Annotated in this window: 11 protein-coding genes; 6 read left to right on the top strand and 5 right to left on the bottom strand. The window is 75.2% G+C overall.

What is annotated here, in order from left to right:
* Positions 1–98 precede the first annotated feature (98 nt).
* A complete protein-coding gene (locus ACIP5O_RS22200) occupies positions 99–1,082 on the bottom strand; it encodes a helix-turn-helix domain-containing protein (protein WP_401295871.1) in 984 nt (327 codons plus the stop codon).
* 396 nt (positions 1,083–1,478) lie between these two features.
* On the opposite strand from ACIP5O_RS22200, the gene ACIP5O_RS22195 reads away from it, so the two are divergent.
* From ACIP5O_RS22195 to ACIP5O_RS22180, 4 genes are all read left to right on the top strand, one after another.
* Positions 1,479–1,949, top strand: coding sequence for a hypothetical protein (locus ACIP5O_RS22195; protein ID WP_401295868.1), 471 nt, complete (start codon positions 1,479–1,481; stop codon positions 1,947–1,949).
* Between the two features lie 123 nt (positions 1,950–2,072).
* On the top strand, positions 2,073–3,653 hold the full coding sequence (locus tag ACIP5O_RS22190) for a protein phosphatase 2C domain-containing protein (RefSeq protein WP_401295865.1): 1,581 nt from the start codon (positions 2,073–2,075) through the stop codon (positions 3,651–3,653).
* A 27-nt stretch (positions 3,654–3,680) separates the two neighbouring features.
* The gene (locus ACIP5O_RS22185; protein ID WP_401295862.1) at positions 3,681–5,423 is read left to right on the top strand and encodes a pyruvate dehydrogenase; all 1,743 of its coding nucleotides are present in this window, start codon (positions 3,681–3,683) and stop codon (positions 5,421–5,423) included.
* Between the two features lie 86 nt (positions 5,424–5,509).
* A complete protein-coding gene (locus ACIP5O_RS22180; RefSeq protein WP_401295859.1) occupies positions 5,510–5,914 on the top strand; it encodes an ATP-binding protein in 405 nt (134 codons plus the stop codon).
* Between the two features lie 83 nt (positions 5,915–5,997).
* On the opposite strand, the gene ACIP5O_RS22175 is transcribed toward ACIP5O_RS22180, so the two are convergent.
* Both ACIP5O_RS22175 and ACIP5O_RS22170 read right to left on the bottom strand, forming a co-directional pair.
* A complete protein-coding gene (locus ACIP5O_RS22175) occupies positions 5,998–7,125 on the bottom strand; it encodes a DUF2637 domain-containing protein (RefSeq protein WP_401295856.1) in 1,128 nt (375 codons plus the stop codon).
* A gap of 213 nt (positions 7,126–7,338) precedes the next feature.
* Positions 7,339–8,196 (bottom strand): (2Fe-2S)-binding protein, encoded by an 858-nt coding sequence (locus tag ACIP5O_RS22170; protein WP_401295853.1) that lies wholly within the window; start codon positions 8,194–8,196, stop codon positions 7,339–7,341.
* A 193-nt stretch (positions 8,197–8,389) separates the two neighbouring features.
* Between ACIP5O_RS22170 and ACIP5O_RS22165 the strand changes: the two genes are divergently transcribed.
* Both ACIP5O_RS22165 and ACIP5O_RS22160 read left to right on the top strand, forming a co-directional pair.
* Positions 8,390–9,244 carry a GntR family transcriptional regulator gene (locus ACIP5O_RS22165; protein ID WP_401295850.1) on the top strand — a complete coding sequence of 285 codons (855 nt, stop codon included), beginning with the start codon at positions 8,390–8,392 and terminating at the stop codon, positions 9,242–9,244.
* Between the two features lie 145 nt (positions 9,245–9,389).
* Complete coding sequence (locus tag ACIP5O_RS22160; RefSeq protein WP_401295848.1) at positions 9,390–11,057, top strand: hypothetical protein; 1,668 nt, start codon at positions 9,390–9,392, stop codon at positions 11,055–11,057.
* A 33-nt stretch (positions 11,058–11,090) separates the two neighbouring features.
* On the opposite strand, the gene ACIP5O_RS22155 is transcribed toward ACIP5O_RS22160, so the two are convergent.
* Together ACIP5O_RS22155 and ACIP5O_RS22150 are read right to left on the bottom strand one after the other, a co-directional pair.
* Positions 11,091–11,879: a hypothetical protein gene (locus ACIP5O_RS22155; RefSeq protein ID WP_401295845.1), complete on the bottom strand. Its 789-nt coding sequence runs from the start codon at positions 11,877–11,879 to the stop codon at positions 11,091–11,093.
* Positions 11,880–12,201: 322 nt separating this feature from the next.
* Positions 12,202–13,899, bottom strand: a complete 1,698-nt coding sequence (locus ACIP5O_RS22150; RefSeq protein ID WP_401296262.1) for a PucR family transcriptional regulator — start codon at positions 13,897–13,899, stop codon at positions 12,202–12,204.
* Between the last annotated feature and the right edge of the window lie 209 nt (positions 13,900–14,108).

The raw sequence follows: 14,108 nt of genomic DNA, 5'->3' as shown, positions 1-14,108 counted from the left end.
ACGGCGCCCGGACCCCGGATCCCCGAGCCCTCGCCCCCGGTGCCGCACCCGACACCGGGCCCCGACACCGGCCCCGGCCCCGGCTCGCGCCCGCGGTCTCAGCCGCGCGCCACCCATCCCTTCTCGTACGCGTGCCAGCCCAGCTGCAGCCGGGTCGAGACCCCGGACAGCTCCATCAGCCCCTTCACCCGCCGCTGCACCGTCCGCAGCCCCAGGTCCAGATGCTTCGCCACGCTCGCGTCCGTCATCCCCGCGAGCAGCAGGGAGAGGATCTCCAGGTCCACCGCGTCCGGGCCCGGCGCCTCGTCCTCGGTGATCTGCGCGCCCACCCCGAGCCGCAGCGGCAGCGCGTCCCGCCACACCGACTCGAAGAGCCCCATCAGCGATTCGAGGAGCCCGCTCGCGTGCACCACGATCGCCGCCGGCTCCGCACCCCGCCCGGTCAGCGGCACCATCGCCAGGGTCCGGTCGGCGACCACCAGCTTCGTGGGGACCCGGTCCGCGACCCGGATCCGCTCCTCGCGACCGAGCGCCGCCGACAGCTCCAGGAGCCCCGACGGCAGGGAGAGCACCTCGCGTTCGATCACCACCCGGTAGCGCACCCCGCGCCCGGCCGCCTGCTCCTCCGCGTCGTTCTCAAGCCCGGAGACCGCGATCGGCTTGCCCGTCACCAGGGCGCAGACCTCCTCCGTCGCGCCCAGCTGGAGCTGGAGGAAGCGGTGGGTCACCGCGCTCGCCCCGGTCACCACCTCCACCAGGTCGTGCACGGCCGCCTCCGCCGCCTCCGCCCGGTACTCCTCGGCGAGCAGCGCCGCCGCCAGCTCGGCCTGCTCCAGCTCGTGGCGCTGCTGGGTGAGCAGCGCACCGAGCGCCACCCCGGGCGGGGCCGCCACCCACCGCCCGGTGCGGGCCGAGGACTGGGCGGCGAGCCCCTGCGACTCCAGGCGGCGCAGGGCCCGTTCGGTCTCCTGCTCGGGCAGGGCGAGCCGATGGGCGAGATCCGTGACCTCGGCCGCGCCCAGCGAGACCAGAGCGCGGTACGCCGACTCCTGGCGCTCGTCGAGTCCTATCGCTCCCAGCATGGATGCCCCATCCCTCGCCCCACCTCCGCCGGGCGTCCCGCGTCTTCCGGGGACGTGCGCCGGAGGCTTTCGTTCCGTCGGTGACCTGGCGGGAAACAGCCACGGCGTATTCCCGCCGGGCTCATCATCCCTGTACCGCCCTCACCTCTGCCAATGTGGCGCCACCGCAGCACCGACAGCCTCCGGGAACGGGCGACTCGCACCGCCCTGCCCGGAACCAGAGGGGGAGAGCGATGCGTCCGATCTCGCGTACGGCCCTGGGGGCGGCGACCGCCGCCGTCCTGGCCGCCGCCGCGGTCGCGCCGTCCGCGGACCGCCACCGACTTCCTCGACAGCCCCGCCGCCCACCGTCCCCACGGCACCGCCGTCTCCTTCGGCTCCCTCGAATCGGTCCCCGTGCCCGGCACCCGCACCGAGTACTACTCCGCCGGCGACGCCGCCCGGGAGCGGATGACCGGCAGCAAGGTGTGGGCCCGCTCCACTTCCGTCAACTCGGTGTGGGAATTCACCTCCAAGCTTGACGAGAGCGTCTATTCTCAGGGCATCCCGATTCTCTTCCCCCGGTACGACCTTCCGGAGGACGGCCTCAAGGCCCTCGCCGTGACCGACGGCCGGCACATCGGCCGCACCGTGACGGGACACGCGGGCCACACCCCCGCGACGCTCACCTCGGCCAGGCTCTCGTACTCCTACGACGGCGGTACGACCTGGACCGAAGCGCGGGTCTCCCAGCAGGGCGGCCGCTGGACCGCGACCGCGAACCACGCGGGCGCGACCGGCGAGCAGGTCACCCTGGAGACCGAACCGACGGACGCCAGGGGCGACTCCGTCACCCAGACCGTGGTCCGCGCTTACGACGTGCGCTGACCACGCCGGTCCGCCGGGCGTCCTTCCCGTGGGGGGTGGGGCCGCCCGGCGGACCACCCATTCGCCGCAACGCTTTTCCCGATGTGCCGTTTTCGGGCCCCCCGCGCGGTGGACAATAAGGGCATGACGCAGCAGGGGGACAGCTGGTGGGACAAGCTCTACGACGAGTCGGCGCCGGACACTGGCCCGACGGCCTCGGGTGACACGGTCGACGACCGCTTCGACACGGCGGCCCGCGCCACGACGGACCCGCCGCCCGACACGAAGAGCCCGGCCCACCCGACGGGCCCGGACCCCCGGGCCGCGGCTCCGGCACCGGCTCCGGCTCCGAGCAGCACCGCTCCCGACACGGCCCCGGAACCGCCACCCGTACCGACCGCACCACCCGCGCCGACCGCACCACCCGCACCGGTCGCCGCCCCCGTTCCGCCCGTTCCCGGGCGGGCCCCCTGGGAGGCCGCCGAGGCCGGGCCGCGGACCTTCCCCGCCCCGCCGGCCGAGGCGCCCACCGTCCAGGTGCCGGTGCCTCCGGACCCGCCGGATCCGGAACAGGAGCCGGAGAGGGGCCGGGAACCGGCGAAGGATCAGAAGCCGGCGAAGGACCAGGAGCCGGAGAAGGACCAGGAGGCGGAGAAGGAAGAAGAGCGGGAGCAGCCGTCGGCCCGCGCCGACCACGCCCCGACCGTCCAGGTCGCCGTCCCCGTGCCCCGGCCCCGTACCGGATTCGTCGGCGACAGGCCGCCCACCTACGACCCCGAGCCCACCGCCCTGCCCGTCGCCCGCCCCGGCGAACTCGCCGACGTGGTCGCGGACACCGTCCTGGACGGCGCCCGCTACGGCACCTGCACGCTGCGCGCCGCCTCCGTGCGCGGCGACTCGGCCCGCTTCCGGGGCGAGCCCCGCCGCGACGCCCTCCTCACCGCCCGCTTCGGCCACGACGAGGCCGCGCTCGTCCTCGTCGCCGTCGCCGCCGGATCCCGCGCCGCCGAGGACGCCCACCTCGCCGCCGCCGACGCCTGCCGGTGGATCGCGGAGGCCGTCTGCCGCAGCCACACCCGGCTCTCCGAGGACATCAGGTCCGGCCGCCGCGGCGACCTCAAGTCCGGACTGCACCGGCTCACCGACCGCACGTACGGCAAGCTGCGCGCCCGCGCCGCCGAGCGGGGCCTCGCCCCCGACGAGTACACCGCGTCCCTCCGCTGCCTCCTCCTGCCCGCCGACCCCGCGTGCCGCACCCGGGTCTTCTTCGGCGTCGGCGGCGGCGGTCTCTTCCGGCTCCGCGACGGCGCCTGGCAGGACATCGAACCGCTGCTTCCCGAGCGGGCCGCCGTCGGCGCCCCCGTCGTCGGCTTCGGCTCCCCGCCGCCCGCCCCGTCCGTCCCGGAGGCGACCGAGGAGGAGGACCGGCTCACCATGGACCTCGGCATCACGACCGCGCCCGGACCGCTGGTCGAGGAGCCCGTCCCGCCGCCCGCCGAGCCGTTCCGCTTCCGGGCCTCCGTCGCCCGTCCCGGTGACACCCTGCTGCTCGCCTCGCCCGGCCTCGCCGAGCCGATGCGCGGCGAACCGGACCTGGCCCGTGAGCTCGCCGACCGCTGGGACGGGGCGGAGCCGCCCGGCCTCGCCGCCTTCCTCGCCGACACCCAGGTGAGGGTGACCGGTTACGCCGATGACCGTACGGGGGTGGCCGTCTGGGAGGCGTGATCCGGCGGGCCGTGTGTTGATGGAGCCATGGCCAAACAGAACGTCGCTGAACAGTTCGTCGACATCCTCGTGCGCGCGGGCGTGAAACGCCTCTACGGCGTGGTCGGTGACAGTCTGAACCCGGTCGTCGACGCGATCCGCCGCACCAAGGGGATCGACTGGATCCACGTCCGCCACGAGGAGACCGCCGCCTTCGCCGCGGGCGCCGAGGCCCAGATCACGGGTGGCCTCGCCGCCTGCGCGGGCTCCTGCGGGCCGGGCAACCTGCACCTCGTCAACGGCCTGTACGACGCCCACCGCTCCATGGCCCCGGTCCTCGCCCTCGCCTCGCAGATCCCGTCCAGCGAGATCGGCCTCTCCTACTTCCAGGAGACCCACCCCGACCAGCTGTTCCGCGAGTGCAGCCACTACAGCGAGCTCATCTCCAGCCCGAAGCAGATGCCCCGGCTGCTCCACACGGCGATCCAGCACGCCGTCGGCCGCGGCGGCGTCAGCGTCGTCTCGCTGCCCGGCGACATCGCCGGCGAGCCGGCCCCGGAGAAGGCGGTGGAGTCCGCGCTCGTCACCACCCGGCCCACCGTCCGCCCCGGGGACGCCGAGGTCGACGCCCTGGTCCGGATGATCGACGACGCCGACCGGGTGACGCTCTTCTGCGGCAGCGGCACCGCCGGGGCCCACGCCGAGGTGATGCGGTTCGCCGAGCGGGTCAAGGCGCCGGTCGGCCACGCCCTGCGGGGCAAGGAGTGGATCCAGTACGACAACCCGTACGACGTCGGCATGAGCGGTCTGCTCGGGTACGGCGCCGCCTACGAGGCCACCCACGAGTGCGACCTCCTGATCCTGCTCGGCACCGACTTCCCGTACAACGCCTTCCTGCCCGACGACGTGAAGATCGTCCAGGTGGACGTCAGGGCCGAGCACCTCGGGCGCCGCTCCCGGCTCGACCTGGCCGTCTGGGGCGACGTCCGGGAGACCCTGCGCTGCGTGACCCCCCGGGTCCGGGCCAAGAAGGACCGCCGCTTCCTCGACAAGATGCTCAAGAAGCACGCCGACGCCCTCGAAGGGGTCGTCAAGGCCTACACCCGCAAGGTCGAGAAGCACGTCCCCGTCCACCCCGAGTACGTGGCCTCCGTCCTCGACGAACTCGCCGACGACGACGCCGTCTTCACCGTCGACACCGGCATGTGCAACGTCTGGGCGGCCCGCTACCTCACGCCCAACGGGCGGCGCAGGATCATCGGCTCGTTCAGCCACGGCTCGATGGCGAACGCGCTCCCGCAGGCGATCGGCGCCCAGTTCACGGACCCGAACCGCCAGGTCGTCACGCTCTCCGGCGACGGCGGGTTCTCCATGCTCATGGGCGACTTCCTCACCCTGGTCCAGTACGACCTGCCCGTGAAGGTCGTGGTGTTCAACAACTCCTCGCTCGGCATGGTCGAGCTGGAGATGATGGTCGCCGGCCTGCCCTCCTACGGGACGACGAACAAGAACCCGGACTTCGCCGCCATCGCCCGCGCCGCCGGGGCCCACGGCGTCCGGGTCGAGAAGCCCAAGCAGCTCGCGGGCGCCCTCAAGGAGGCCTTCAGGCACAAGGGCCCGGCCCTGGTGGACGTCGTCACCGACCCCAACGCGCTCTCCATCCCGCCGAAGATCAAGGCGGACATGGTGACCGGCTTCGCGCTCTCGGCGAGCAAGATGGTCCTGGACGGGGGCGTGGGCAGGATGCTCCAGATGGCCCGCTCCAACCTGCGGAACGTGCCCAGGCCCTGACCCTCCGCCACGACCCATGTATGCCGACGGTCCTGTGGGGCATGCATCCCCGTGAGCCTGTTCGACGCGACCACGGGTGGGGGGACATGACCGGGGAGGCACGACAGCCGACTCAGCTGCTCAGAAAGGTGGGGGGCGCGGATCTCACCGCGGTGCCGGAGGTGCGGCACGCCCTGCGGGAACTGCTGCGGAAGTGGGGCGATCCGGGCGCCTCCGACGTGGCCGAGCTCCTCACCAGCGAGCTGGTGACCAATGCCCTGGTCCACACCGACCACGGGGCCGTCGTGACCGCGACGGTCGTCCCCGAGCAGTTACGGGTCGAGGTCCGCGACTTCGTCCCCGGCCTGAAGGCGCCGGACGCGCCGCCCGCCGACGAGGGCACGAACGGCCGGGGGCTCGTCCTCGTCCAGGCCCTGGCCGACTCCTGGGGGGTCGAGGACCAGGAGGCGGGCAAGGTGGTGTGGTTCGAACTGAACGGCGGGGCCGCCTGAGGGGGCGACCCCGCCGTTCTCCGTGCTCCCGTGCGGCGTGCTTCCGTACGGAGTGATCCGTTACCGCGCGATCTCCGTACTGCTCAGCCGAACTGCTGCTCCAGGTCCTTGAGCTTGCGCTCCAGGGAGTCGAGGCGGGGCAACGCCTGGGTGTCGTCCTCGGCGGTGAGGTCCACCGTCCGGGAGTCTCCGGTCCCGGAGTCTCCCGGACGGGGCTCATCGCCCTTCACGGCTTGCAGGGACGGCCGGGGGCGAAGCGGCAGTTGTCCGGGGTCCGCTATGGCGGGCTCCACGACGGGCGCCTGGACGGCGCCCGTCGTGGAGCCCGACCCGGAGACCTGGGCGGGCGCCGAGCCCGGGGCGGCCGTGGCGTTCAGCGCCGCCACCTCGACCTGGCGGCCGCCGCCGCGACCGAGCCCGAAGGCGCGGTGCTGACGGTTGATCGCCTTGAGCCGGGCCCGGTCCAGCTTCACCTGGTCCCGCCTGCGGATCCGGTTCTGCTCCTTCTCCCTGCGGTCCTCCCGCACCTCGTCGACCGCCTCGTCCAGGGTCCGCACGCCCTCCAGGAGCATCAGGGACCAGGCCGCGAAGGTCTCCCGGGGCGCCCTCAGCCAGCGGACGATCCGGATCTGCGGCAGCGGACGGGGCACGAGGCCCTGCTCGCGCAGCGCGGCCCGGCGGGTCTGCTTCAGCGCCCGGTCGAAGAGGACCGCCGCCGAGAGGGACATGCCCGCGAAGAAGTGCGGGGCCCCGTCGTGGCCGAAGCCCCTGGGCGCGTGGACCCAGTTGAACCAGGCCGCCGCGCCCGCGAACAGCCAGACGAGCAGGCGCGAGCCGAGGGCCGCGTCGCCGTGACTGGCCTCGCGGACGGCGAGGACCGAGCAGAACATGGCGGCGCCGTCGAGGCCGAAGGGCACGAGGTACTCCCAGCCTCCGGAGAGGCTGAGGTTCTGGCGGCCGAAGCCCACCAGGCCGTGGAAGGAGAGCGCGGCCGCGACGGCCGCGCAGCAGAAGAGCAGGCCGTACGAGGCGAACCCGTAGACGGCCTCCTTGCGCCGGCGGCGCTCCTCGCTGCGTTCCCAGGAGTCGTCGGCCGCGGCCTGGTCACCGGCGCGCTTCCCGCGCGCGAGCACCGCCACCGCCGTCAGGACTCCGGCGACCATCACGCCGCCCGGGAGCAGCCAGTCCAGCGATATGTCGGTCAGTCTCATGCGGTGTCCCTTGCATCGCGGTAGGGCGTTCGGTCGCCCATACTGACCGACCCCGCGCGGCGCTCACGCCGTTTCGGGGCAAGAGCACGCCATCGGGGGGCCGGGCCGTGCGAAGAGGGGCGATTTGGTCGAACGCCCTTGCAGGGAAGGGAGGTTGCGTTCGATTGACGCCACCCTTCCGGGTGGCGTAATCGTCGTGCGGACGACGGCGCCTCAGGCGGCCGCGGTCAGCTTGCGGACCCGGTCGGCGTCACAGGTGCGGGGGCAGGTGACGCAGGTGTCCTCGGGGCGCACCGTGTAGAAGAAGCAGCAGGTGGCCCGGTCGCGGGTGGTGAGCGGGGCGCCGTCCGGCCCCTCGGCGCCGGGCAGCTCCCGGAAGGCCGCGGAGCCCGCGTACGGCTTGGCGGTGCCCGGCATCAGGAGCTCCAGCTCCTCCATGGCCCGCCGCTCCTCGCCGAGCAGGGTGCCGACGTACCAGAGGCCCTCGACGATCTCGTCCGTCGCCATCCCCCACAGGGCCCGGCGGCCGCGCCGCATCCGGGAGCCGAAGCCGTCGAGGAGCGCCTCGAAGTGCTCGGCGAGCGAGGAGCGCACCTCGGCCCGCAGCGCCTCCTCGTCGGCGACGACCCGGGCACCGGGCAGGGCCGCGGCGGGGTCGTCCGGCAGGCAGGCGAACCCCTCGATCCGGACCGCCATGCGGCCGAGGGTGCGCTGGAAGGCGACGTTCCGGGCGGGCAGGCGGGGGACCCGGCGGTGCAGGAACCAGGGGACGGTGACCAGGAGGCAGGCGGGCCAGGCGTAGCGGTGCAGTCCCATACTGGCGACGACGTCGGGGCGGGCCCGGGTGCCGTAGTCGCGCAGCACCTGCTCGTCGTCCCAGACCAGGAAGGCGTCGAGCTCGGCGCCGCCGGCCGCGAGCGCCTCCCCGCCGACCCACCCCTCGCCTCGCGGCAGGAGCTCGCCGGGGGCGTGTTCCTCTATGCGCAGGTACGAGAAGACCTCGGCGAGGCGGGCGTAGGAAGCCGCGACGGGCGAGGCGGGCGGGGCGGGCAACAGGGCGGGGACGGTCATGCGGACCACCGAATCGCGATCGTTGGCAGGTAAGGCTTACCTTACCCGATTCGATCGGGTGTCTCACCACCAGCGCACCGCTCCGACCTGCGGGGCGCCCCTCGCACCCCTGACGCCGGTCCGTTCGCCTATGGTGCACAGAGGACCCGCGCGACGCGAGCCGGGCCCGGCACGAGGCCGCAGGAGGACCCGGGTGGAGCAGGGCGCAGCGCGCGAGCGGACGACGGACGCCCCGTCCGCGCCCCCGCCCTCCGCCGACCCCGCGCACGGGGAACCGGCGGATCCGGCCGGTTCCGGGGGCCCGCGAGCCGCCCGCGTACCGGGCCGGGCCCGGAGCCCGCAGCCCGGCCGGGACGCGGCCCCCGGAATCCCGTACGCGCGGGACGAGCACCCCCACGGCGAGCCGGTCGGGCTCGGGCCCCGGCCCGTGCGGCGGCACTCCGTGCGCGGGCAGGTCCTCGAAGCGCTCCGCACCGCCCTCGTCGGCGGCGAACTCGTCCCCGGCGAGGTGTACTCCGCGCCCGCGCTCGCCGAGCGCTTCGGCGTCTCCGCCACCCCCGTCCGCGAGGCCATGCAGCGACTGGCCGTCGAGGGCGCCGTCGAGGTCGTGCCGAACCGCGGCTTCCGCGTCACCGAGCGCACCCCCCGCGAGCTGGCCGAGCTGGCCGAGATCCGCGCGCTCATCGAGGTCCCCGTCATGCTGCGGCTCGCCCGCACCGTCCCGGCCGCCCGCTGGGCCGAGCTGCGCCCGCTGGCCGAGGCCACCGCCACGGCCGCGGCCCGGGGCGACCGCGCCCACTACGCCGAGGCCGACCGCGCCTTCCACCGGGCCGTCCTCTCCCTCGCCGGGAACCGGCAACTGCTCGCCGTCGCCGACGACCTCCACCGCCGCTCCCAGTGGCCCCTGATCAGCGCCCCCGCCCTCCGCCACGGCGTCCTCGTCGCCGACGCCGCCGAGCACACCGCCCTGCTCGACGCCCTGATCGCCCAGGACCTGACGGTCGTCCAGTCCCTCGTACGGGAGCACTTCACCGGATCGGAGTGCTGAGCGCCCGAGGCGACCGGGTGTGCCTTGCGGATCGGACCGGATCGGGGAGCGGCACCGGACACCGAGAGCCCGGCCCGATCCGCAGGGCACCCCCTAAGGTTGGGGGCGTCAGCCGCTCGCACCGTGCCGTCCGTGAGGTGTCCCCATGCCGTCCGCGACCCCGTCCCCGGCCTGGGACGGACGCCGGCCCGCCACCGGTACGGAGCCCGGGGCCGCGGCCCTGCTCGGCTGGCTCACCGACCCCGACGCGCCCCGGCTCTGCCTGGTCACCGGCGCCCCCGGCAGCGGCAAGACGGCGCTGCTCGGCTGGCTCGCCGCGCACGGCCCGCGCTCCGGCCGCACCCGCCGCCGGCCCGCCCGGGTGCTCGTCCCGCTGGCCGGGCAGTGCGCCCTCGGCGCGGCCTGGACCGTCGCCGACCGCCTCGGCGTGGTGGCCGGCACCCCGGGCGACCTCGTCGACGCCCTCGCCACCAGCGAGGCGAGCCCCACCGGCCGGGCCGTCCTCCTCCTCACGGACCTGCACGCCGCCGCCGAACCCGACGCGCTCGCCCGGCTGGTCACGGAACTCGCGGGGGTGGGCCGGGTCCGGCTCGTGGTCGAGGCCCGCGACGACACCCCCGCCCTCGCCGCCCTGCGCGCCGGCCGCCGGGTCACCGTCGTCGACCTCGACGGCGACCCCGGCCCCCTCGACCCGGCCGAGGAGCCCGCCCGGCCGCTCCCGGACCTCTCCGACCCCGCGGCCGTCTGCGCCGCCGACCCGCTGCTCGTCACCACGGCGTACGTCACCGGCTCCGCCCCGGCCGGCGTGCCCGGCACCCTCGACGGGCCCGAGCCGTCGGGCCGCCCCGGCGAGACCGTCGCCGACGACCACGGCGGCCTGCGCACCGCCTGGATGCGGGCCGGACAGTCGCTCTGCCGCGCCCAGCCCCCGGCGGAACGGGCCCTGGTGCTGCTCGCCGCGCTCGGTGACGGGGCCGACCCCCGGCTGCGCCCCGCCCTCGCCGACCTCGCGGCGGCCGCGCCCTGGCGGCTCCGCTGGGCCCGCCACCGCGGCGACCTGACCCCGCCCTGGCCGGGACCCGTCACCGTCCTCGGCTCGGCGGGCGGCCCGCTGGAGGGCACCCTGCTCGTGGGCGACCGCACCGGCACCGTACGCCTGCTGCACGAGGCCGACGCCGCCTCCGCCGGGCGCCTGGCGCACGCCGTCCCCGGCCGGATCGCGGCCCTCGCGCCCGCCCCGGACGGCACGGTGCTGATCCTGGACGACCGGGGCCGGCTGCACACCGTACGGGGAACGGCCCCCCGGCCCCCGTACCTGGAGCGCCTCACCGAGGCGGTCTCCGCGACCCTCGCCCGTCACCCCGGCACGGCCCTCGCGGCGATCGGCGGCTCGGTGGTGGTGGGGGACCGGCTCGGTTCCGTGCACGCCTTCGGGCTCACCGGCCTCCACCAGGCGGCCTCCCACAGCGGCCGGGTCACGGCGGTCGCGGCGGTGGAGTCCGAGACCCCCTTCGTCTGCTCCGGCGGCGCCGACGGGACCGTACGGCTCTGGACCCCGGGCCGCGACCCGATCCCCGAGCCGCTCGCCGAACGCCGCTCGCCGGTGGTCTCCCTGCACGCCGCGAAGACCCCGAACGGCCCCCTGGTCGCCGCGGCCTGGGCCGACGGGCTCGTCGAACTCCACCGGCCGGAGGGCGGACCGAAGCTCTCCTTCCGCCCGGGTCCTCCGGTCCGCGCCGTCGCCGTCACCGGCTCGGGCTCCCTCCTCGTCGGCACCGACGAGAGCCTCCTCTGCCTCGCGGCGAAGAAGTGACGGGAAGTCAATAGGGCTTGCCTCGAAGGGGTTTCACGTGACCGGGCGGGGGGCGAGCTGGACCGCCAGCCAGGTGGGCACCCCGCCGAGCAGCCGGAACAGGCGCCTCGCCTCCGCCCGCAGCCGCCCGGCCTCCGGCTCCGTCTCCGTGGTGGCCAGGGCGGTGAGGGCCGGAGCCGTACCGACCAGGTAGCCCAACTCCTCGCGGATCCGCAGCGATTCGGCGAATCCGTGCCTCGCCTCTGCCAACTCGCCCTCGCGCAGGGCGAGTCCGGCCAGATGGCGCCAGGTCGAGGAGAGCAGCAGCGAGTCGCCCTGGGCGGCCGCCCCCGCGTGCGCCCTGCGGTACGCGGCGCGGGCCGCCTGCGGGGAGTCGCCGAGGTTCTGGGCGATGAGCCCGCGCCGGAAGTCGAGCAGCGGCCGGCCCCCGGCGGTGGGGGCGATCAGGGCCGCCGCCCGGCCCAGGGCCATCCGGGCCTCGTCGGCCCGGTCGCGGACCCCGAGCAGCGTGGACGCGTAGGCGAGGTAGCCGCGTTCGCAGGCGGCGGCCCCGCGCTCCTCGTCCGTGCGGGCGACCGCCTCGGCCGCCCGCAGGGCCTCCTCGGCGTCGGCCCAGCCCTTCTCGGTGTAGAGGCAGCGTTCGATGAGCAGCGCGGCCCGTTCGAGCGCGGCGCCCGGTTCGGCGGCGCGCGGCGTGAGCAGCGCCGCCGCGTCCGTCCAGCAACCCCGGGAGCGGAGACGCCACACGGCGGTCTCCACGGGGGTCTCCTTGCCGTAGGCGAGGGACGGGTCTCCGCCATCCCGTGATTCGGAACCAGACATGGCGGTGTCCGCCACATTGCCCTCCCCGAGCGCGCCATCGAGCTGTTGAGTAGACCCGCATCTCAGCACGAAGGGCCGCACCCGGCCAAGGGGTCGGGTGAAAGATTTCACAAAGGGACGATCGATGGCGTGACCACCCTTCGGAGGACGCCCGACGGCCCGTCAGATCGCCGCCGGGCCCGGGACCGGGCCCGGCGCGACCCGTCGGCCGCTCCGGCCGACAGGCCCCCACCAGGCCGGACGCCACTCCTTCGGACTCCTCCGAAGGAGTGAATTCCCGGACGGGTCTCCGAGCCTTCGCCGGAGGCGTCCGCGGGGTGCCTCAGCTCATCCGCAGCGCCAGGAAGAAGTCGAGCTTGTCCTCCAGGCGGGACAGGTCGCGGCCGGTGAGCTGTTCGATCCGGCCCACCCGGTACCGCAGCGTGTTCACGTGCAGGTGGAGCCGGGACGCGCAGCGCGTCCAGGAGCCGTCGCAGTCCAGGAACGCCTCCAGGGTCGGGATCAGCTCCGCCCGGTGGCGCCGGTCGTAGTCCCGCAGCGGGTCGAGCAGCCGGGCCGTGAACGCCCGGCGGACGTCGTCCGGCACGAACGGCAGCAGCAGCACGTGCGAGGCCAGCTCGTGGTGGCCGGCCGCGCAGACCCGGCCGGGCCGGGCCGCGGCGACCCGGCGGGCGTGCCGGGCCTCCTCCAGGGCCCCGCGCAGGCCCTCCGCCGAGTGCACGGCCGCGCTGACGCCCAGGGTCAGGCGCCCGTCGTCGGCGAGGCCCGCGGAGAGCGGAGCCCGTACGGCGGCGAGGAGCGCGTCCGCGTGCAGACCGGCGACGGGCGTCCGGCCCTCGTCCTCGCCGTCCGGCAGCGGCCCGGCGGCCAGCGGCACCAGGGCGATGGCCTCGTCCCCGCTGTGCGCGACGGCGATCCGGTCGGCCGACTCGGCGCCGACGGCCGCCGGGTCCACGAGGATCTCCTCCAGGAGCGCCTGCGCGACCGGGCCGCCGTCCACCGGGGAGCCCTGGCCGGCCTCCTGCTCCCAGTCCACCCGGGCCACGACGACCTGCCAGTGCGGGGCCGTCCCGAGCCCGGGCAGCAGCACCGGGGCGGCCACCCGCAGCCGGGCCGCGATCTCGGCGGGCGCCGCGCCCGTCTGCACCAGCTCCAGGACCTCCTGGGCGAGCCGGCGCCGCACCGTACGGGCCGCGTCGCGCCGGTCCCGCTCGACCGCGATCAGCTGGGTCACGCCCTGGAGCAGGTCGAGCCGGGCGGCCGGCCACTCGCCCGCGTCCGCCTCGACGGCGAGCAGCCAGTCCGAGAGGACCGTCTCGCGCACGTCCCGGACGGCGGGGGCGGCGCCCCGGCCGGTGTTGCGGATCGGGAAGAGCGAGTACGTCGTGCCGCCGCCCGACACCCGGTACGGGCCGCGCCGGCCGGTCCGGACGGCGGCCAGGTGCTCACCGGCCAGGGAGGCGGCGAGCCCGCCGTCCAGCGGCTCCCCGGCGCCCGCGATCCGGCGGCCGGTGGGGGAGAGGACCCAGGCCCGCAGGTCCAGGTCGGAGCCGAGCAGGTCGAGCACGACCTCGGGGCCGCCGCCCGCCGGACCGGAGGTCATCAGGCGCCTGTGCCGGTCGACGACGGCCGCCAGGTCCCCGGCCCGCTCGCCGGACACCTGTCGAACAACGTGCTCGGTGATCGTCGCGAACGCAACGGTCTCGTTGACCGCGAAGAGCGGCAGCCGATGGCGCGAACACGCCTGTACGAGATCGTCGGGGATGTCCCCGAGCTCCGCCTCGCCCGCCGCGAGCGCCGCCACCCCGGCCGAGGCCAGGATCCGGACGAAGGGCTCGGCGTCGGCCGGCTCCCGCAGCCAGGCGAGACCGGTGAGGACCAGCTCCCCGCCGGACAGGTAACGGCTGGGATCCTTGAGGTCCGTCGTCATCACGCCCCGGACGGTGCGGTCCAGCTCGTCGTCGCCGCCGAGCAGGCGCAGCCCCAGCGCGTCGTTCTCCAGCAGTGCGCGCAGCCGCATGATGTCGCCGCCGTCCTTCTCGTCAGTGGTCGTGGTTGTCGCGTTGTCGCATTGTCGACGGGTCGGTGGTGCCACCGTTTCCATGGGGAAACGGTGAGGTTTCCGTTCTCCGTCTTTCGTTCGAATCTACAAGACGACAGTGGGCACCAGCCAACTCCTTCATGTTTTCGGTGACTGCACCCGGGCGATCGTGGCCTTGTGTACTAGGC

The sequence above is a fragment of the Streptomyces sp. NPDC088915 genome (assembly GCF_044749825.1).
Lineage (GTDB): Bacteria > Actinomycetota > Actinomycetes > Streptomycetales > Streptomycetaceae > Streptomyces.
The sequence above is the reverse complement of the archived record's forward strand: the minus strand, read 5'-3'. Positions and strand labels throughout refer to the sequence as shown.